Annotated in this window: 18 protein-coding genes; 6 read left to right on the top strand and 12 right to left on the bottom strand. The window is 70.7% G+C overall.

The genetic code is table 11. The features are described from left to right. Nucleotides 1-5 precede the first annotated feature (5 nt). The 3 genes from EUA94_RS04750 to EUA94_RS04760 all read right to left on the bottom strand — a co-directional run bounded on the left by EUA94_RS04750 (nt 6) and on the right by EUA94_RS04760 (nt 3,115). Nucleotides 6-587, bottom strand: coding sequence for an LURP-one-related family protein (locus EUA94_RS04750; protein WP_242494677.1), 582 nt, complete (start codon nt 585-587; stop codon nt 6-8). Nucleotides 588-631: 44 nt separating this feature from the next. Further along, entirely contained in the window at nt 632-2,449 is a 1,818-nt protein-coding gene (gene metG / locus EUA94_RS04755; protein WP_129425243.1) for a methionine--tRNA ligase, read from the bottom strand. Nucleotides 2,450-2,515: 66 nt separating this feature from the next. Next, nucleotides 2,516-3,115 (bottom strand): mycothiol-dependent nitroreductase Rv2466c family protein, encoded by a 600-nt coding sequence (locus tag EUA94_RS04760; RefSeq protein WP_129425245.1) that lies wholly within the window; start codon nt 3,113-3,115, stop codon nt 2,516-2,518. 60 nt (nt 3,116-3,175) lie between these two features. Here EUA94_RS04760 and pepN point away from each other — a divergent pair, with 60 nt between their 5' ends. Then, nucleotides 3,176-5,731, top strand: a complete 2,556-nt coding sequence (pepN, locus tag EUA94_RS04765; RefSeq protein ID WP_129425247.1) for an aminopeptidase N — start codon at nt 3,176-3,178, stop codon at nt 5,729-5,731. 93 nt (nt 5,732-5,824) lie between these two features. Here pepN and EUA94_RS04770 read toward each other — a convergent pair whose 3' ends face one another. Both EUA94_RS04770 and EUA94_RS04775 read right to left on the bottom strand, forming a co-directional pair. Beyond that, on the bottom strand, nt 5,825-6,205 hold the full coding sequence (locus tag EUA94_RS04770) for a DUF5130 family protein (protein ID WP_165356803.1): 381 nt from the start codon (nt 6,203-6,205) through the stop codon (nt 5,825-5,827). Beyond that, nucleotides 6,192-6,584, bottom strand: coding sequence for a hypothetical protein (locus EUA94_RS04775; RefSeq protein WP_129425250.1), 393 nt, complete (start codon nt 6,582-6,584; stop codon nt 6,192-6,194). The genes EUA94_RS04770 and EUA94_RS04775 overlap by 14 nt, the downstream gene beginning before the upstream one ends. Before the next feature lie 30 nt (nt 6,585-6,614). On the opposite strand from EUA94_RS04775, the gene EUA94_RS04780 reads away from it, so the two are divergent. Both EUA94_RS04780 and EUA94_RS04785 read left to right on the top strand, forming a co-directional pair. After that, entirely contained in the window at nt 6,615-7,679 is a 1,065-nt protein-coding gene (locus EUA94_RS04780; RefSeq protein ID WP_242494678.1) for a mechanosensitive ion channel family protein, read from the top strand. Nucleotides 7,680-7,703: 24 nt separating this feature from the next. Next, entirely contained in the window at nt 7,704-8,081 is a 378-nt protein-coding gene (locus tag EUA94_RS04785) for a globin (RefSeq protein ID WP_129425252.1), read from the top strand. Between the two features lie 11 nt (nt 8,082-8,092). On the opposite strand, the gene EUA94_RS04790 is transcribed toward EUA94_RS04785, so the two are convergent. Then, on the bottom strand, nt 8,093-8,938 hold the full coding sequence (locus tag EUA94_RS04790; protein WP_129425254.1) for an acyl-CoA thioesterase: 846 nt from the start codon (nt 8,936-8,938) through the stop codon (nt 8,093-8,095). A 71-nt stretch (nt 8,939-9,009) separates the two neighbouring features. Continuing rightward, nucleotides 9,010-9,192, bottom strand: a complete 183-nt coding sequence (locus EUA94_RS22050; protein ID WP_165356804.1) for a hypothetical protein — start codon at nt 9,190-9,192, stop codon at nt 9,010-9,012. Nucleotides 9,193-9,306: 114 nt separating this feature from the next. Here EUA94_RS22050 and EUA94_RS04795 point away from each other — a divergent pair, with 114 nt between their 5' ends. From EUA94_RS04795 to EUA94_RS04805, 3 genes are read left to right on the top strand one after another with little or no spacing between them, the layout of a single operon-like run. Next, nucleotides 9,307-9,897, top strand: a complete 591-nt coding sequence (locus EUA94_RS04795; RefSeq protein WP_165356805.1) for a TetR/AcrR family transcriptional regulator — start codon at nt 9,307-9,309, stop codon at nt 9,895-9,897. A gap of 52 nt (nt 9,898-9,949) precedes the next feature. Continuing rightward, a complete protein-coding gene (locus tag EUA94_RS04800; protein WP_129425258.1) occupies nt 9,950-11,164 on the top strand; it encodes an acetyl-CoA C-acetyltransferase in 1,215 nt (404 codons plus the stop codon). 35 nt (nt 11,165-11,199) lie between these two features. Then, entirely contained in the window at nt 11,200-11,688 is a 489-nt protein-coding gene (locus EUA94_RS04805; RefSeq protein WP_207210405.1) for a MarR family winged helix-turn-helix transcriptional regulator, read from the top strand. A gap of 9 nt (nt 11,689-11,697) precedes the next feature. Here EUA94_RS04805 and ettA read toward each other — a convergent pair whose 3' ends face one another. The 5 genes from ettA to EUA94_RS04830 form a co-directional block, all read right to left on the bottom strand. Next, complete coding sequence (ettA, locus tag EUA94_RS04810) at nt 11,698-13,380, bottom strand: energy-dependent translational throttle protein EttA (RefSeq protein WP_129425260.1); 1,683 nt, start codon at nt 13,378-13,380, stop codon at nt 11,698-11,700. Between the two features lie 123 nt (nt 13,381-13,503). Next, nucleotides 13,504-13,905 (bottom strand): single-stranded DNA-binding protein, encoded by a 402-nt coding sequence (locus EUA94_RS04815; protein WP_129425262.1) that lies wholly within the window; start codon nt 13,903-13,905, stop codon nt 13,504-13,506. Nucleotides 13,906-14,058: 153 nt separating this feature from the next. Then, complete coding sequence (locus EUA94_RS04820; protein WP_129425264.1) at nt 14,059-15,714, bottom strand: YfjP family GTPase; 1,656 nt, start codon at nt 15,712-15,714, stop codon at nt 14,059-14,061. Between the two features lie 40 nt (nt 15,715-15,754). Next, entirely contained in the window at nt 15,755-17,563 is a 1,809-nt protein-coding gene (locus tag EUA94_RS04825; RefSeq protein ID WP_242494679.1) for a dynamin family protein, read from the bottom strand. After that, nucleotides 17,560-18,678: a PrsW family intramembrane metalloprotease gene (locus tag EUA94_RS04830; protein ID WP_129425266.1), complete on the bottom strand. Its 1,119-nt coding sequence runs from the start codon at nt 18,676-18,678 to the stop codon at nt 17,560-17,562. Before EUA94_RS04830 ends, EUA94_RS04825 begins: the two co-directional genes overlap by 4 nt. Nucleotides 18,679-18,771 lie beyond the last annotated feature (93 nt).

Here is an 18,771-nt window from a genome sequence, read left to right on the forward strand (position 1 = left end):
ACGCCTCAGCGCGACATGAGCGCGTCGAGGGCGACCGCGACCGCCGCGGCGACCCGGAAGTCGACCCGCTCGTCCGGGACGGTCACCCGGTAGCGGTCGCCGATCGACATCTTGCGCTCGACGGAGAAGAGCGCGTTGCCCTCCGCGTCGAGGAAGTCGAAGTGGATCGGGATGAAGTCCAGGTCGGTGAAGCGCCGCAGCAACCCGACGACCTGGTTGCGCTCACGGCCGGTGCCGGCATAGCCGGGGCCCTCGATGTGGAAGGTCGAGCGCAGCAGCGAGGCGCCGAAGTCCTTGCGGAAGAACCCGAGCGGTCCGCCGCTCTCGTCGGTGACGTCGTAGCCGGCGTTGAGGTCGAGCTTGCGGCGGGCCTTGAAGCCGAAGACCGCCCGCGTCTTGGCAGCGTCGGAGTAGAAGGTGACCTGCTCCTTGAAGGCCATCCGCTTCTGCTCGGCCAGGGCCATCAGCCGGGTCGGGTTGCCGGCCGCATCGGACTCGGAGACCTCGTATCGGTTGATCATCAGGGTGAGCTTCTGCTTCACCACGAAGTGGGGCAGGTACATCTCGGCAGCATTCTCGGCAGGCATGCGCGCCAGCCTAGCCAGCGGCGTACGCCCATCCGTCGCGTCGGTCAGCCGCTGACGCGGGCCAGCTCCTCGTCGACCACCGAGGGGTCGAGCTTGGTGAAGACCGGCGTCGGCTTCTCGACCTGTGCCCCGACCGTCACCGGCCGCGACTCCCACCGCGGCGTCGTCGAGTAGTCGCCCGTGATGACCGGGTAGGAGACCAGCCCGGCGCCGTTGTCGGGGTCGAGCTCGTCGACCTGCTCGATGCGCGGCATCGGCACGAGCTCGCCCTCGCCACCCAGCACCAGGTGCACCTTGTTGGCGGCGTGCGGGAGGAAGGGCGCGAGCAGCGTGTTGCAGTCGCTGACGCACTGGACGGCCACGTGGAGCACGGTCGCGAGGCGCTCGCGCTGCGACTCGTCCTTCATCTTGTAGGGCTCGGTCACCGTGAGGTACTTGTTCACGTCGCCGACGATGCGCATCGCCTCGGCGGTCGCGGCCCGCAGCCGGTGGTGGCCCAGCATCCCGCCGACCGTCTCGAACCCGGTGCGTACGGCGGCGAGGACGGCCTCGTCGACCTCCTGGAGCTCGCCGCAGGGCGGGATCTCGCCGAAGCTCTTCGCGACCATCGTCGCTGTGCGGTTGACCAGGTTGCCCCAGCCGGCCACCAGCTCGGAGTTGTTGCGGGTCACGAAGTCGGCCCAGGTGAACGCGGCGTCGGACGTCTCCGGTCCGGCCGCGCAGATGAAGTAGCGCAGCGCGTCGGGGCCGTAGCGGGCGAGGAAGTCGCCGACGTAGAGCACGTGGCCGCGCGACGTCGAGAACTGCTGGTCGCCCATCGTGAGGTACTCCGAGGAGACCACCTCAGTGGGCAGGTTCAGCAGGCCGTACGTCCCCGGCTCCCCGCCGCGCGAGCCCTGGCCGTTGTACGCCAGGAGCTCCGCGGGCCAGATCTGGGAGTGGAAGACGATGTTGTCCTTGCCCATGAAGTAGTACGACAGGGCGTCGGGGTCGTTCCACCAGGCGCGCCAGGCGTCGGCGCTCCCCCCATCCTTCTCGGCGGAGCGCCGGGCCCACTCGATGGAGGCCGAGAGATAGCCGATGACGGCGTCGAACCAGACGTACAGGCGCTTCGTCGGCTGGTCCTCCCAGCCGGGGATCGGGATGCCCCAGTCGATGTCGCGGGTCATCGCGCGCGGCCGGATCTCCTTGAGGATGTTCTGGCTGAACTTGATGACGTTGGGACGCCACGTGCCGCTCGACTCGCGTTCGTCGAGCCACTCCCCCAGCGCGTCGGCCAGCGCGGGCAGGTCGAGCAGGAAGTGCTGGGTGTCGACGAAGCTCGGCGTCTCGCCGTTGATCTTCGACCGGGGGTTGATCAGGTCGGTGGCGTCGAGCTGGTTGCCGCAGTTGTCGCACTGGTCGCCGCGCGCGTCGCCGTAGCCGCAGATCGGGCAGGTGCCCTCGATGTAGCGGTCGGGCAGCGTACGTCCCGTCGAGGGGCTGATGGCCGCCTGCGTGGTCTGCTCGACCATGTAGCCGTTGGCCAGCACGGTGCGGAACATCTCCTGCACCACGCCATAGTGGTTGCCCGTCGTGGTGCGGGTGAAGAGGTCGTACGACAGGCCGAGGTCGGCGAGGTCGTTGACGATGACCGCGTTGTTCTTGTCGGCCAGGTCCTTGGCGCTCACGCCCTGCTGGTCGGCGGTGACGAGGATCGGCGTGCCGTGCTCGTCGGTGCCGGACACCATGAGCACGTCGTGGCCCGCCATCCGCATGTAGCGGCTGAACACGTCGGAGGGCACACCGAAACCGGCCACGTGGCCGATGTGGCGCGGGCCGTTGGCGTACGGCCAGGCGACGGCGGACAGGACACGAGTCATGGGGATGAGCCTAGTGACCCGGCGCGACCCGATTTCCGCGGGTCGCGCCCGGGCTCAGGCGTACAGTCAGCTGAAGTCGAGATCGCCCGTGCGCGAGCGCTTGAGCTCGTAGAAGTAGGGGAACTTCGCGAGGGCCACGGCGCCGTCCCAGATCTCGCCGGCCTCTTCGCCGCGCGGGATCTTCGACATCACGGGGCCGAAGAAGGCCGAGCCGTTGATGTGGATGGTCGGCGTGCCGACGTCGTCGCCGACGGCGTCCATGCCCTCGTGGTGACTCTTGGCTACGGCGTCGTCGAGGGACGCGTCGTCCCACGCCTCGATGATGTCGGCCGGCAGGCCCACGTCGGCCAGCGACGCCGCGACCATGTCGCGGTCGAGCTCCTCGCCGTTGTTGTGGCGGCGGGTGCCGATCGCGGTGTACCACTCGCCGAGCCGGGCGTTGTCGAAGTCCTCGGCGATCCGGATCGCCACGCGGACGGGCTTCTCCTTGCCGGCGAGCATCTCGCGGTAGCCGTCGGGGATGTCCTTGTCCTTGTTCAGGTACGCCAGCGACATCACGTGCCACTGCACCTCGATGTCGCGGACCTGCTCGACCTCGCGGATCCAGCGCGAGGTGATCCAGGCGAACGGGCAGAGGGGGTCGAACCAGAAGTCAGCAGTAGCCATGACTGGCACAAGTGCCGCTCCGCCTCTGGTATTCCATCGACCCGGTGGCAGGATGCGCGCATGCCTGGAACCAACCTCACCCGGGACGAGGCCGCCACCCGCGCCTCCCTCCTGGACGTCATGTCGTACACCGTCGACCTCGACCTGATGAGCGCGACCAGCCCCGACCAGGGCACGTTCGGCTCCGTCACCACCCTCGAGTTCACCTGCCGCGAGCCGGGGTCGAGCACCTTCGCCGACCTCGTCGCGCCGCACGTCCGCGAGATCACGCTCAACGGCCGGTCCCTCGACCCCGCGACGGCGTATGCCGACAGCCGCATCACGCTCGACGACCTCGAGGCGACCAACACGCTCGTCGTCACCGCCGACTGCGCCTACTCCAACACCGGCGAGGGCCTGCACCGCTTCGTCGACCCCGCCGACGACCGGGTCTACCTCTACAGCCAGTTCGAGGTGCCCGACGCGCGCCGCGTGTTCACCACGTTCGAGCAGCCCGACCTCAAGGCGGTCTTCACCTTCATCGTCACCGCCCCCTCGCACTGGGTGGTCGTCTCCAACGCCGCGACCCCCGAGCCGGCCGAGGCAGGTGACGGCTCCTCGGTGTGGAGCTTCCCGACCACGAAGCGGATGTCGACCTACATCACCGCGATCGTTGCCGGTGAGTACCACGGCGAGTTCGACACGTACGAGGGCAAGTTCGGCACGATCCCGCTGGGCCACTACTGCCGCCAGTCGATCAAGGAGCACCTGGACACCGCGGCGCTGGTCGAGCTGACCAAGCAGAGCTTCGCGTGGTTCGAGGAGCAGTTCGACTACCCCTACCCCTTCGGGAAGTACGACCAGCTCTACGTCCCGGAGTACAACGCCGGCGCGATGGAGAACGCCGGCTGCGTGACGCTGCGCGACGAGTACCTGCCCCGCAGCCGCCAGGCGCGCTCGTTCTTCGAGTTCCGCGCCTCGGTGATCACCCACGAGATGGCGCACATGTGGTTCGGCGACCTCGTGACCATGAAGTGGTGGGACGACCTCTGGCTCAACGAGTCGTTCGCCGAGTGGGCCTGCTACTGGTGCGAGGCCAACGCCACCGAGTTCGACGACGCCTGGACCGGCTTCGCCAACGCCCGCAAGCAGACCGGCTACCGCGCCGACCAGCTGCCGTCCACGCACCCGATCGCTGCCGACAACGTCGACCTGCACGCGGTCGAGGTCAACTTCGACATGATCACGTACGCCAAGGGCGCCTCGGTGCTCAAGCAGCTCGTCGCGTGGGTGGGCATCGACCCGTTCCTCGAGGGCCTGCGCGCCTACTTCAAGGAGTGGGAGTACGGGAACCCGGAGTTCAAGGACCTGCTCGCCACCCTCGAGAAATCCTCCGGCCGCGAGCTCGAGGGGTGGGCCCAGGAGTGGCTCCAGACCGCGGGCGTCAACACGCTCGCACCGTCCTTCGAGCTCGACGACGAGGGCAGCTACGCGTCGTTCGCGGTGACCCAGACGGCCCACGAGGACTGGCCGACGCTGCGTCGCCACCGCCTCGGGATCGGCCTGTACGACGAGAACGCTGACGGCCACCTGGTGCGGCGGGACTACCTCGAGATCGACGTCGAGGGAGCCAGCACCCTGGTTCCCGAACTGGTCGGCGTGAAGCAGCCGGCGCTCCTGCTGCTCAACGACCAGGACCACGCCTACGCCAAGATCCGGCTCGACGAGCGGTCGCTGGCGACAGCGATCTCCTCGCTCTCCACCTTCGAGGACTCGCTGCCGCGCGCCCTCGTCTGGGGCGCAGCCTGGGACATGACCCGCGACGGCGAGATGCGCACCCGCGACTGGACGGAGCTGGTGCTGGCCAACATCGGCGAGGAGACGGACGCCTGGGCGGTCACCCGGCTCCCGTCGTCGACGGCGCTCGCGGTCAACTTCTACTCCGACCCGGCCCACCGCGCCGACCTGCGCGCCACGTGGGAGTCCGGCATGCGCGAGCTGTTCCTCGCCGCGGAGCCGGGCAGCGACCACCAGCTCACCTTCGCCCGCTCGTACGCCGGTGCGGCCCACCACGACGCGAACCTCGACGACCTCATCGGTCTGCTCGACGGGTCCTTCACCGTCGACGGCCTCGCGATCGACCAGGACATGCGGTGGGTGCTCACCACCGCGCTCGCCAGGGCCGGTCGCTTCGGTGACGCCGAGATCGACGCCGAGCTGGAGGTCGACAAGACGATCTCCGGGCAGGAGCAGGCCGCCGCGGCCCGGGCTTCACAGCCGACCGCCGAGGCCAAGCAGGCCGGCTGGGACGCGATCGTCGACCCGGCCACGCCCAACGAGACCTCGCGCGAGATCGCGTTCGCGATCTTCCGCTTCGGTCAGGAGGACGTCCTCGAGCCCTACCTCGACAAGTTCCTCACGGCCGCCGAGACCCTCGTGGACACCCTCGGGTTCCACAAGGCCTCGACGGTGCTCGAGTACTGCTTCCCGATCGCACTCGGCTCAGCGGGCACGCTCGCGCGGGTCGACGAGTGGCTCGCCGACAACAACGCGCCCAAGCAGGCCCAGCGCTACATCGGCGAGGCACGCGCCGAGATCGCCCGCGCACTGCAGGCCCGGGCGTACGACGCGAGCTGACCGGGCACTTCCTCGCGCTACATCACGCTGACCGGGCACTTCCTCGCGGAGGAGGTGCCCGGTCGGCGCGTTTCAGCGCGAGGAAGTGCCCGGTCAGGCGTGGAGGGTGTTCTGCGGCCGGGCGTGGTCGGCGAGCATCGCGATGCCCCGCTGCAGGCCGGCAAGCAGGTTGCCGGCGCCGAACTCCGACGACATGGCCAGCACGGCCAGCTCGACCTCGGCGTCGGTGAGGTGACGGCGTACGTCGCCACCCGTCACGACCTCGGTGACCCGCCGGGCGGGATCGACGAAGACGAGCACGCTGCGCGAGGGGACCACGAGGCGCTTGTGCAGCCGCGTGGCCCAGGCTCGCGTGTCGTCGCCGTCGGCGGGGCCGACGTACACCGAGAACTCGAAGCGGCAGGACTGCTCGGCGAGGCGGATGGTCCGGTCGAGGGAGAGCCGGTCGGCCTCGCTCAGCTCACCAGCTGCCACGTGCGCCACCGGCCTGGGAGTCGTCGCCGTCCGGGCCCGGGAGCTCGGCGACGCCCTGACGGGGTCCGCCGATCCACTGGCCCGCGGGCAGCTCGTTGCCACCGCGTCCCGCGTGGTCGGGGAGGAGCTTCTCGCCGCGGGCCATCACCGGCACGTAGATCGCGAGGGCGATGAGCACGAACAGCAGCAGTGGTGCGCCGAGGTAGAGGCCCAGCGCGTGCAGCGCGTCCAGGCTGTTGTGCTCAGTCTGGTCGCCCCAGCCCTCGGGCACGTCGGCGTGGGCCGGAGCGGCGAGGAGGGCCAGCACGGGAGCACTGGTCAGGACGAGGGAGCGGACACCTCGACGGGTCGAGCGTGGACGGCTGAGGTGCGTGGTCACGGTGCACAGGCTATCGCCATACTGGCGGGCATGCCTCACCCCCTCACCACCCCGATCATCAACGTGACCGAGGTCTCCGGGAGAGAGACCAACCCCCTCATGACCTGCTCGAGCAGCGAGCAGCTGTGCACCTGGGTCCTCGAGCAGACCGGCAACAGCCGGCTGGCCACGGTGACCGACTGGATCGTCGGCAAGCCGAGCGCCCTCGTGGGACTGATCATCATCGGACTCCTCGTCCGGTGGCTGCTCCACCGCGTCATCGACCGCATCGTCAAGCGCGCCGAGGTCGGCGTTCTGCCCAACCGGCTCAGCCGCGCCATCACCGGCGGTCGGATGGGCGCCGCGCTCAACCTGACCGAGGACGCGGGCTACACCCGCCGCGTCCAGCGCGCGGCCACGATGGGTTCCCTGCTCAAGAGCATCGTCAGCGGCGTCATCATCACCGTCATCGCCCTGATGGCCATCTCCGAGCTCGGCTACGACATCGCCCCGCTGATCGCCAGTGCGGGCATCATCGGCGTGGCGCTCGGCTTCGGCTCCCAGGCCCTGGTGAAGGACTTCCTGTCCGGCATCTTCATGATCTTCGAGGACCAGTACGGCGTCGGCGACGTCGTCGACCTCGGCGAGGCCTCCGGCACCGTCGAGGCCGTGAGCCTGCGCGTCACGCGGCTGCGGGACGTCAACGGGACGGTCTGGTACGTCCGTAACGGCGAGATCCTCCGCGTCGGCAACATGAGCCAGAACTGGGCACGCACCGTGCTCGACGTGACCGTCGGCTACAAGGAGGACCTCGTGCGCGTACGTCGCGCGCTCGAGGAGGTCGCCCACGACCTGTGGGACGACGAGGAGTTCACGGGCCTGATCATCGAGGAGCCCGAGGTGTGGGGCGTGGAGTCGCTCGGCGTCGACGGGATCGTCGTACGCGTCACCCTCAAGACCGCCCCCATGGAGCAGTGGGCCGTGGCGCGGGCCATGCGCGAGCGGGTCAAGGCGCGCTTCGAGCACGACGGCATCGACCTCGCCGTCGCCCAGCGCGTCATGTGGCAGGAGAGCGCTCCGTCGGCGGCCTCTGCCGAGCCCACCGAGGAGGCGTAGCCCCCCGACCGGGACAATGGTGGCGTGACCACCACGTTCTACGACGAGATCGGCGGCGAGGAGACGATCCGCACGATCGTCCACCGCTTCTACGAGGGCGTGGCGGGCGACGAGGTGCTGCGCCCGATGTATCCCGAGGAGGACCTCGGTCCCGCCGAGGAGCGCTTCACGCTGTTCCTCATGCAGTACTGGGGTGGACCGACGACGTACGGCGACACCCGTGGGCACCCGCGCCTGCGGATGCGCCACGCGCCCTTCGAGGTCACGCCGGGCGCCGCGCAGCACTGGCTGACCCACTTCCGCGCCGGGCTCGACGCGGCCGACCTCACCCCCGAGCAGGACGCCCGCTTCTGGGACTACGTCACCCACGCCGCGCAGTTCATGGTCAACACGCTCGAGTAGATCGGTCGGGCTCAGCCCGCGGCGAGCTCCCGGAACGCGTCGGGGACCGGCGCCGGACGACCGGTCTCGTTGTCGAGGCACACACCGACGACCCTGGCGCGCGCGAGCAGCTGGTCGCCGTCGAGCACGACGGACTCGAAGACCACGGACGTGCTGCCGACCCGCGAGACCCACGTGCGGCAGTCGTACGGCTCGGGCCGGAACAGGATCGGCCGCTTGTAGTCGACGTCGGTCTGAGCCACGACGAGGTGGTAGCCGTCGCCGAGCTCGCGACCCTGGGCGACCATCAGCTGGATCCGGGCCTCTTGGAAGTACTCGAAGTACTTCACGTTGTTGACGTGGCCGTAGACGTCGACGTCGCTGAAGCGCACCTGGACGGGGTAGCGCCCGCCGGGAACGTCGACGACCTCGACGGCGGGCGGGGAGCGGACGGGCTCGTCGGGCTCCAGCAGCCGGGACAGCGACGTCTTCTCCTCGTCGTGGAGGCGGCGCGGGCGCTCGGTCGCGAAGACGTACGGCGTCAGCACGGTCCGCGCACGCAGGTAGACGGTGCGCTCGCCGTCCTCGTCCTCGGCGAAGATCTCGTAGGCCATGGTGAAGCTGGCGGCGCGGACCTCGGTGACCCAGCACTCGATGGCCACCGGCTCGAAGCCGAAGGTGAGCGAGGAGACGTACGTGACCTCGTGGCGCACCACGACCACTCCCTCGGCCAGGTCGTCGGCGCGACTGTCCGGGGCGTGCGTGCGGAACATGTCGACGCGCGCCTCCTGGAGGTAGTCGACGTACGTGACGTTGTTGACGTGGCCGAGAAGGTCGAGGTCGGCCCACCGGAGCGGGCACTTGTAGAGATGACGCACGCCCCGATCGTCGCAGACGATCAGTCCGTGGAGCGTCGCAGACGGGCGACGCCGGGGCGCGAGCCGAACGGTCAGTGGGCGAAGTGCAGGCGACCGTAGTAGGCCGGGATGGACTCGCGGCGGTCCCGGCGGTCGCGCCGGGTCGCGCGGAGGGCGGCGGGGACCGTGAAGGCGGCCAATGCGATGGCGGCGACGGCGGCGAGGACGACGACCGTCAGGAGGACGATGACGGCGGTGGGATCGAGGAGCTGCATGACTGGGTTCCTTTCTACAGGTGTAGAACTTTTACGTATGTAGAAGAATACTCCGGAGCGCGGTGGAGGCAAGCCCGCCCGGTAGTGTCCTGCGTCACCGTCGAGGAGGAGCCCGTGAGCCCAGCGAGCGAGGAGCTCAGCCCGCGCCGGCGCGAGATCCTGGCTGCGGCCACGACCGTGCTGGCCGAGCAGGGCAACCGTGGTCTGACGCACCGCGCCGTCGACCGGGAGGCGGGCCTGTCCGAGGGCAGCTCGTCGGCGTACTTCCGTACGCGTGATGCACTGCTGGGCGCCCTGGGCGACTTCGTCGCCGACCAGCTCGCCGCCGACGTCGAGGCGCTGGGCGCCCGGCTCGCCGACTGCCCGGGCGACCACGAGCGGGCGGTAGCGGAGGTGTCACGGCTCTTCGCCCGGTGGCTCGACCAGCCGGACCTGCTGGCCGCGCGACTGGAGCTGACGGTTGCTGCCACGCGGGATCCCCGCCTGGCAGCGCGATTCACCCTGTGGCGCGAGGACCTGGTCGCGATGGTGCGTGCGGTGATGAGCGGGGCCGGCAAGGACGGTGGTGCGTCGGCCGAGACGCTGGTCGCGGCGCTCGACGGCGTGCTGCTCGCGTCCCTGATGCTGCCGGTCCGTCGCCGCCGCAGGTTCGTCGCCGAGAGCGTCGAGCAGCTCCTCGCCGGGCTGGGCCCTCCCGAGCCGTAGGCCCGGACTAGGGTGCGGGGAGACCGTGACCCACGAGTAACCGGAGTTCTCCATGCCCGAGGCAGTGATCGTTTCCGCAGCGCGCTCCCCCATCGGCCGCGCCAACAAGGGCTCGCTGAAGGACTTCCGCCCCGACGACCTGACGGCCCTCGTCGTACAGGCCGCGCTGGACAAGATCCCTGATCTCGACCCGACCACGATCGAGGACCTGCTCCTCGGCTGCGGCCTCCCGGGCGGCGAGTCGGGCAACAACATGGCGCGCGTGGTCACGACGCTGCTCGGGCTCGAGGTGCCGGGCGCGACCGTCACCCGCTACTGCTCGTCGTCGGTGCAGACGACCCGCATGGCCTTCCACGCGATCAAGGCCGGCGAGGGCGACATCTTCGTCTCGGCCGGCGTCGAGACGGTGTCGCGCTTCGCCAAGGGCACCTCCGACCACATCCCCGGCACGCGCAACCCGCTCTTCGAGGACGCCGGCGCCCGCACCGACGACTACGCCAAGGGTGGCCAGGACTGGCACGACCCCCGCGAGGACGGCCTCGTTCCCGACATCTACATCGCGATGGGCCAGACGGCCGAGAACGTTGCCCGCCTGCGCGGCCTGGACCGCAAGGAGCTCGACGAGTTCGCGGTCCGCTCGCAGAGCCTCGCCGAGAAGGCGATCGCCGACGGCTTCTGGGCGCGCGAGATCACCCCCGTCACGACGCCCGACGGCACGGTCGTCAGCGCCGACGACGGCCCGCGGGCGGGAGTGACGTACGACGCCCTCGCCGGCCTGGACCCGGTGTTCCGCCCTGACGGTGTCGTCACGGCCGGCAACTGCTGCGCCCTCAACGACGGCGCCGCGGCCGTGGTGATCATGTCCGACACCAAGGCCGCCGAGCTCGGCCTCACGCCGCTCGCCCGGATCGTCTCGACCGGCGTCTCGGGCCTCTCCCCCGAGATCATGGGCCTCGGTCCTGTCGAGGCGACGAAGAACGCCCTCAAGCACGCGGGGATGAGCATCGGCGACATCGACCTCGTCGAGATCAACGAGGCCTTCGCCGCGCAGGTCGTGCCGTCCTACCAGGACCTCGGCATCGACCTCGACCGGCTCAACGTCAACGGTGGGGCGATCGCGGTGGGCCACCCCTTCGGCATGACCGGCGCGCGGCTGCAGAACACGATGCTCAACAGCCTCGACTGGCACGACAAGTCGACCGGCCTGATCACGATGTGCGTCGGCGGCGGCCAGGGCATGGCGATGATCCTGGAGCGCGTGGGCTGAGCGGGATCGCCCGTCTCGCCCCTTAGGGTGGAGCCATGACCGTGACCGGGGAGGCGCGCTGGCTCGACGATGCCCAGCAGCACTCGTGGCGTGCCCTGATGATGGGCATCACGCTCCTGATGGAGCGCCTCGACGACGACCTGCGCCGTGAGTTCGCCATGTCGCTCACCGAGTACGAGGTGCTGGTGCGGCTCTCCGAGCGCCCGGGCCGAGCGATGCGGATGGCGCAACTGGCCGACGCGATGGCCCACTCACGCAGCCGGGTGACGCACACCGTGGCGAGGATGGAAGCCGTCGGCTACATCACCCGCGGCACGACCCCGGAGGACGGTCGCGGCGTCGTGGCGACGATGACGCAGCAGGGCTTCGAGCTCCTCGAGAAGGCCGCGCCCTGCCACGTCGAGAGCGTGCGCCGCAACATCGTCGACCTGGTGTCCGAGGGCGACTTCGCGGCCGTGGGACGGGTGTTCGACGCGGTCGCCGACCACCTCGTCACCCGCCACCCGGAGTCCGAGATCCGCTAGCTGCCCGTCTCAGTCGCGCGTCAGGCGGCGGTGCGTGACCCGGTGGGGACGCGCGGCCTCGATGCCGAGCCGCTCGATCTTGTTCTCCTCGTACGCCGCGTAGTTGCCCTCGAACCAGAACCAGTTCGCCGGGTCCTCCGCGTCGCCCTCCCAGGCGAGGATGTGGGTCGCGACGCGGTCGAGGAACCACCGGTCGTGCGAGGTGACCACGGCGCAACCGGGGAAGTCGAGCAGGGCGTCCTCGAGGGAGGAGAGCGTCTCCACGTCGAGGTCGTTGGTGGGCTCGTCGAGGAGCAGCATGTTGCCGCCCATCTTGAGCGTCAGTGCGAGGTTGAGCCGGTTGCGCTCTCCACCGGACAGCACGCCGGCCTTCTTCTGCTGGTCGGGGCCCTTGAAGCCGAACGACGCGACGTAGGCGCGCGAGTTCATCTCGAAGTTGGCGACCTTGATGAAGTCCAGGCCGTCCGAGACGACCTCCCAGACGTTCTTGTTGGGGTCGATGCCGCCGCGGCTCTGGTCGACGTAGGAGATCTTCACGGTCTGGCCGACCTTGAGGTCGCCCTCGTCGGGCTTCTCCTCCCCCGTGATCATCCGGAAGAGGGTGGTCTTGCCGACGCCGTTGGGGCCGATGACGCCGACGATGCCCGCGCGGGGCAGCTTGAAGGAGACGTCGTGCATGAGGGTGCGACCCTCGAAGCCCTTGCCGAGCCCGTCGGCCTCGAGCACGATGTCGCCGAGGCGCGGTCCCGCCGGGATGTTGATCTCGGAGGTGTCGATCTTGCGCATCCGGTCGGCCTCGGCCGCCATCTCCTCGTAGCGCGCGAGGCGCGACTTGCTCTTGGTCTGGCGGGCCTTGGCGTTGGAGCGCACCCACTCGAGCTCGCGCTCGAGGACCTTGGCGCGCTTGGCGTCCTTCTGGCCCTCGATCTTGAGGCGGCTCTGCTTGGTCTCGAGGTAGGTCGTGTAGTTGCCCTCGTAGGGGTGGGCCTTGCCACGGTCGAGCTCGAGGATCCACTGGGCGACGTTGTCAAGGAAGTAGCGGTCGTGGGTCACGGCCAGAACGGCGCCGGGATAGCTGGCGAGGTGACCCTCGAGCCACTGGACCGACTCGGCGTCGAGGTGGTTGGTGGGCTCGTCGAGGAGCAGCAGGCTGGGCTGCTGGAGGAGCAGCTTGCACAGCGCGACCCGGCGGCGCTCACCACCGGAGAGGTTGTCGACGAGCACGTCGGGCGGCGGGCACCGCAGCGCGTCCATGGCCTGGTCGAGGCGGCTGTCGAGGTCCCACGCGTTGGCGTCGTCGAGCTCGGTCTGGAGGTTGCCGGTCTCCTCCATGAGCGCGTCCTGGTCGGCGTCGGGCTCGCCCATCTCCATGTACGCCTCCTCGAGGCGCTTCATCTTCCCCTTGATCTCGCCGACGGCCTCCTCGACGTTCTCGAGGACCGTCTTGCCCTCGCTCAGCGGGGGCTCCTGCTGCAGCATCCCGACCGTGGCGCCGGGGTCGAGGATCGCGTCGCCGTTGTTGGCGTGGTCGAGCTGCGCCATGATCTTGAGGAGCGAGGACTTGCCCGTGCCGTTGGGTCCGACGACGCCGATCTTGGCGCCGTGGAGGAACGAGAGGGTGACGTTGTCGAGGACGACCTTGTCACCGTGGGCCTTGCGCACATTGCGCAGTGTGAAGACGTACTCAGCCATGCGGGCGAGCCTACGGTGAACGGCGCTCTCGCCGACAATCGCAGTCGCGCCCGACCCGGCCGTCGGGACGTGTGACGATCCGGTTGTCCGGACGACCGGATCGTCACACGTCCGGCGAGTGCCTCACGCGGCCTGGGGGCCTGCCATCTCCGGGACGGCCTCGACCGGCGCCGGCTTGCTGAAGGCCGTCGTGCCGTGGGCCAGGTCGTGCCCGACCGAGGTGGCGACCACCTCCCACGAGGTCTGCGGCTTGCCGTCGCGCTCCCAGGAGTCGGCGACGAGGCGGCCGTGGACCACCACCGGGTCGCCGCTCTGGAGGGACGCCGCGACGTGGCGGGCGAGTCGGTTCCACACCTTGACGGTGTGCCAGGACGTGCTGCCCTTGACCCACTCGCCGTCGCGGTAGCGGGTCGGCGTGCAGGCGACGCGGAAGGACGCGACGGCGCGGCCCTCGGCGACCTCGCGGAGCGTGACCTCGCCGCCGATCCAGCCGGCCAGGGTGATCTGGGTGTCGTACATCGACATGTCTCCTGTGTCGGCGGCGGTGGTTCCGCCGCGATCACCCAAGGCTGGGCACCGCGACCGACAGGAGCAGCCCGCGCCGGTCGCGGGCTGTGGACGACGCCGGATCAGGCGTGCCTGTGGACGGCCAGTGGCCAGCCGGAGAACCCGAGCGGGTCAGCGCAGCGCGGCGGTGAGTCCGTCGCGGACCTCGGCGTAGGAGACCAGCTCGGCCTGGATCGGCGCGACCACCATCTCCTCGGAGACCGCCGAGATGGCGTCGCGGAGCCGCTTGTCGGCCTTGCGGGCGCGGGCCTTCGCGGTCAGCGACACCAGCCAGCGGCACACCAGCGCGAGGAGCAGGCCGAGACCCACGCCGCCGAGCAGCAGGAGGGTCGGGAGCGGGAAGTTCCCCACCTCGGGCGTCGGCGGCTCGGGCAGGCGGGCGTACGAGCCGAAGGCCAGCAGCGCCAGCCAGCCCGCACCGACGAGCGCAGAGAGGATGAGGACGTACTGGAGGATCTTCACCAGGCCCGCCCACACGGGGATCTTGTCGGCGCCGAGGTCGGTGGACGCCACGGCCCGGTCGAGCCGGTCGCCCAGGTCGGGCAGCCGGGACACCGACGCGGCTCGTACGGCGTGGGCCCATGACGGCGCCATCCCCTCGCCGACCTGGTCGGCGAGGGCGCGGACCTCGGTGTCGACGCGCGCCCGCTGCACACCGGTGGCCTTCGGCACCGAGGTGCGCGACGCCCCGGTGAGCTCCTTGCCGGCGGCGCCCAGGTTGAGGTGCAGCCGCTTGAGCGGGTCGGGCTTGAGACGGGAGAACCACGCGGTGACCGGCCAGCCCGTGGCGCGGTTCGCGCGCAGCCGCGTGGAGTCGGCGACCGCCTTGACGACGGTCGGCACGCCCGCGGCGTCGGCGAAGGCGTCGTCGAGCGCGGCGACGCGCTCCTTCGACAGGGTCGGTGCCTTCCCGCTGCCGGCCGCTTCCTGGAGGCGCTCGGCGGCGGCCCTCACGTCGGCCGCGAGGCGCGAGCGGGTCACCTTCTTCTCCGCGACACGCTTGACGACCAGGCCGCGCAGCTCGTCGACGCCCCAGCCGTGGCGCGCGCTGATCGGCAGGACCGGCACGCCGGCGAGGCCGTCGGCCTCCAGCAGGCGGCGTACGTCGTCCACCATGCTGGCGCGACGGTTCTCCGGGACGGTGTCGATGTGGTTGAGGACCACGAGCATCACGTCGCGGTGGCCCGCGAGCGGCTTGAGGAAGCGGTCGTGGATAGCCGCGTCGGCGTACTTCTGCGGGTCGAGCACCCAGATCAGCATGTCGGCGAGCTGCACCAGCCGGTCGACCTCGAGGTGGTGGGACACCTCGGTGGAGTCGTGGTCGGGCAGGTCGAGCAGCACGACGCCGCGCATCTCGACGTCCTCGTCGGCCGACGAGAGCATCGAGTCGCGGGTGACCTGGTGGCGGGCCGGGATGCCGAGCCACTCGAGGAGCTCCTCGGCCCCTTCCTTGCCCCAGACGCACGCCGTGGCCCACGACGTGGTGGGCCGGCGTACGCCGACGGATGCGAGCTCGAGCCCGGCGAGCGCGTTGAAGGTGGAGGACTTCCCGGAGCCCGTCGCACCGGCGAGGGCGACGACGGTGTGGTCGGCGGAGAGCTTGAGGCGACCGGCGGCACGGGCGGCGACCGCAGCGGCGTGGTCGACGACGACATCGTCGACCCGGCCACGCGCACCAGCGGCGGCGCGCTCCAGTCCGTCGACGCGGGCGCCGATGTCAGAGCTCCTGGCGACCAGCTTCTTGGCCCCTTCGAGCAACGACGTCATGACTCCCTCACGATCCGGTGGTGCAGGTGGCACACCAACCCTAGGGGGCGGTGTCACCCGACTCGGACACCGACTCCGCGACCGCCGAAGGCCGTGTCGCAGCGAAGCGCAGGTCGTCGACCTTCCGGGCCGCCTTGCGCAGCCGCTCGGGCGCCTCCGGCGAGATCTGCAGGCTGTCGAGCAGGTCGGTGTAGCGGCGCCGCTCGGAGTCGAGCAGGTCGCTGACCGAGGCCTCGAGGCGACGCTTGGCACGCTCGGCCAGCGAGCGGACGGCCTGGTCGCCGAAGACGGCCTCCAGGAGCTTCTGGCCTAGCACCGCGGACCCGCCGGCGATGCCGGCCTCGGCACCGGTGACTCCGGCGGTGTGGGCGAAGACGACCACCATCAGAGCGACCGACAGGCCGTTGACCCCGAAGGCGAGGAAACGCGCCGTCGAGCGCTTGTCGGCGCCCTCGGTGCGGACCATCTCGAGCACGTCGGACTGCCAGTCGCGTACGACGCGCTCGGCCCGGCGCCGGAAGTCGCGCGAGGCGCGACCGAGGTCCTCGCCCGCGTCGCGCAGCAGGATCTGGCCGGCCGCGGTGCCGCGCCACGACGCCTCCGCGCGCTCGGCGGCGGCCTCGGCGTGCTCGAGGATGAGCGTCTCGAGGCCGGACTCGACGGCGACGGTGACCCGCTCGGCCTGCTGGGGCTTGCCCTTCACGGCGTTGACGACGCGGTCGCGCAGCCAGCCCACCCGGGTCTCGAGGGACTTGAGCAGCTCGCCCGTGCCGACGAACTCCTGCCACCGCGCCAGCACCTCGCCGCGCAGCAGCGTGCCGTCGGCCGAGGCCTCCGCGACGGCGACCTCGGCCCGGTCGTACGCGGCGTTGGCGTCCTCGCGCAGCCGGCGTACGGCGTCGGCCTGCTCGGTGGCCGCGTCGGCCACGATGTGGGTGTGCCGCGCCAGGGTGCGTACGGCGCCGTCGATGGTCTGCTGGACGACCGCGGCCCGCGCCTCCTGGTCGTCGGCCAGTGCCTGCAGCCACTGCCGGATCTCGATCACGGCGGAGGAGCGCAGCAGCCCCATCTCGGAGACCTCGCCCTCCTCGACGGTGAAGAGCGGGGAGTCCTTGAGGCCGCGGCTGGCGAGCATCCGGGCGAGGTGGGTCGTGATGGTGTCGACGGCGTCGGGCGGCGTCCGGTCGAGCACGATCGCGACGGCGGCCGAGCGCTCGGCGGCCTTGCGCAGGAAGTCCCACGGCACCTGGTCGGCGTACCTGGCTGCCGAGGTGACGAAGAGCCACAGGTCGGCGGCGGCGAGGAGCTGCGCGGCGAGCACGCGGTTGCGCTCCTCCACCGAGTCGATGTCGGGCGCGTCGAGGATCGCCAGACCGGGAGTCATCGCGGGCGAGGACACCAGCTGGAGGGCCGCCGGGTCGTTGGTCTGCCGCTGGACGCGCTCGAGGTCCGGCAGGAGCCGGTCCTGGCCGAACCAGTGCGCGTCGTCGGGGTGGTGCACCAACACCGGCGAGCGCGTCGTCGGCCGGAGCACGCCGGGCGTGGTGACCCGCGTGCCGACGATCGAGTTCACGAGGGTCGACTTGCCGGCGCCGGTCGAACCGCCGACGACCGCGAGGAGCGGCGCGTCGAGGGTCATCAGCCGCGGGATGACGTAGTCCTCGAGCTGGTCGATCATCTCGGCGCGGGAGGCGCGCTGCTCCTCGGCGCCGGGCAGCTCGAGCGGCAGCCGGGTGTCCTGGAGGGCACCACGCACCCGCACGAGGGCGTGCACCATCGGCATCGAGGACTCGTCCGGAGCGTCCGGTGCGTCGGCCGCCTCGGGCCGGTCGCCGTCGTGCTCGGTCATCGGGTCGGGACCACCTGTCCGGGGAAGGAGATGTAGGGGCGCACCCGGCGCAGCTCCTCGACGTGCTCCTGGCCGCGCACCGAGAAGTCGCTGGGCGCGGTGCCGCGCAGGTAGCGGTGGTGCAGGTAGCCGAGCTCGATCGCCGTGGCCTGGTACTCACGCATGCCGCGCTCGGCCTGGGAGCCGCCCTGCGACTTCGCCCAGCGGCGCGCGTGGCGGCGCGCGCGCAGGTCGACCAGCCACGGGATGTCGGTGGCGGGCAGCAGCCCCCGGTCCGCCGCGTCCTGCAGGGCCGCGACCAGCAGGGGTCGCTCGGAGCGTCGACGGTAGATCGCGAAGGCCGCGACGCCCACGAGTGCCGGGAGCATCAACGTGCCGTACACGACGAAGAAGTGCCCCGTCCCGGCGAGGGTCGAGGCGTTCCACAGTGCGTGCAGGAGGGCGGCCACCGCGAAGCCGGCCAGGGGCGCCAGGACCCGCATCCACGTGCGGCGCGAGGAGATCGCGAGGCCGACACCGATGCCGGTGAACACCGTGAACAGCGGGTGCGCGAAGGGACTGATCAGGCAGCGCAGGATGAACGTGCCGGTGAGGGCGGTCGTGCCGCCGGGGCCGAGGCCGTCCGTGCCGTTGTACGCCGCCGCGAGGTAGAGGATGTTCTCGGTGAAGGCGAAGCCGATGCCGACCATGCCGGCGTACACGATGCCGTCGAGGACGCCGTCGAGCTCGGCGCGACGCCACCACAGCAGCAGGAGGAGGAAGGCGCCCTTGGTGGCCTCCTCCGTCAGCGGGGCGACGACGGCCAAGCTGTCGCGCTCGCTGGCGCCGCCGACGAGGCCGATGCCCTGGAAGACCAGGGCGGCCGCGGTGGCGACGAACGCCCCCCACAGCAGGCCGGCGGCGAGCAGGTTGCGCGGCTCGGGCTCGTAGCGGTCCAGCCACATGAAGCACCCGACGAGCGGGCCCACGGGCACGGCGGCCAGCAGCGCGGCCAGCGCGAGGGACCCGGGCGCGCCCGAGAGGCCGATGACGAGCGCCATCGCGAGGCCGCCGAGCAGGACGAGGATGCCCACCACGACGGTGAACGCGACGCTGTCGCGACGACCTCGATGCATGGCTCGACCCTAACGGAGCAGGGTCGTCCGACCGGCTTCGCCGCACCCCAACGGGCGACCCCTCGCACCCCCTCGCGCGCGGAGCCGGGGCGG

Origin of the sequence: Nocardioides zhouii (genome assembly GCF_004137345.1) — a bacterium.
GTDB lineage: Bacteria > Actinomycetota > Actinomycetes > Propionibacteriales > Nocardioidaceae > Nocardioides > Nocardioides zhouii.

What these genes read in the sequence shown, in the direction of transcription:
- EUA94_RS04750 (WP_242494677.1), bottom strand. Translation starts at nt 587, where the DNA reads ATGCCTGCCGAGAATGCTGCCGAGATGTACCTGCCCCACTTCGTGGTG.
- metG (WP_129425243.1), bottom strand. Translation starts at nt 2,449, where the DNA reads ATGACTCGTGTCCTGTCCGCCGTCGCCTGGCCGTACGCCAACGGCCCG.
- EUA94_RS04760 (WP_129425245.1), bottom strand. Translation starts at nt 3,115, where the DNA reads ATGGCTACTGCTGACTTCTGGTTCGACCCCCTCTGCCCGTTCGCCTGG.
- pepN (WP_129425247.1), top strand. Translation starts at nt 3,176, where the DNA reads ATGCCTGGAACCAACCTCACCCGGGACGAGGCCGCCACCCGCGCCTCC.
- EUA94_RS04780 (WP_242494678.1), top strand. Translation starts at nt 6,615, where the DNA reads ATGCCTCACCCCCTCACCACCCCGATCATCAACGTGACCGAGGTCTCC.
- EUA94_RS22050 (WP_165356804.1), bottom strand. Translation starts at nt 9,192, where the DNA reads ATGCAGCTCCTCGATCCCACCGCCGTCATCGTCCTCCTGACGGTCGTC.
- EUA94_RS04800 (WP_129425258.1), top strand. Translation starts at nt 9,950, where the DNA reads ATGCCCGAGGCAGTGATCGTTTCCGCAGCGCGCTCCCCCATCGGCCGC.
- EUA94_RS04805 (WP_207210405.1), top strand. Translation starts at nt 11,200, where the DNA reads ATGACCGTGACCGGGGAGGCGCGCTGGCTCGACGATGCCCAGCAGCAC.
- ettA (WP_129425260.1), bottom strand. Translation starts at nt 13,380, where the DNA reads ATGGCTGAGTACGTCTTCACACTGCGCAATGTGCGCAAGGCCCACGGT.
- EUA94_RS04815 (WP_129425262.1), bottom strand. Translation starts at nt 13,905, where the DNA reads ATGTCGATGTACGACACCCAGATCACCCTGGCCGGCTGGATCGGCGGC.
- EUA94_RS04820 (WP_129425264.1), bottom strand. Translation starts at nt 15,714, where the DNA reads ATGACGTCGTTGCTCGAAGGGGCCAAGAAGCTGGTCGCCAGGAGCTCT.
- EUA94_RS04825 (WP_242494679.1), bottom strand. Translation starts at nt 17,563, where the DNA reads ATGACCGAGCACGACGGCGACCGGCCCGAGGCGGCCGACGCACCGGAC.
- EUA94_RS04830 (WP_129425266.1), bottom strand. Translation starts at nt 18,678, where the DNA reads ATGCATCGAGGTCGTCGCGACAGCGTCGCGTTCACCGTCGTGGTGGGC.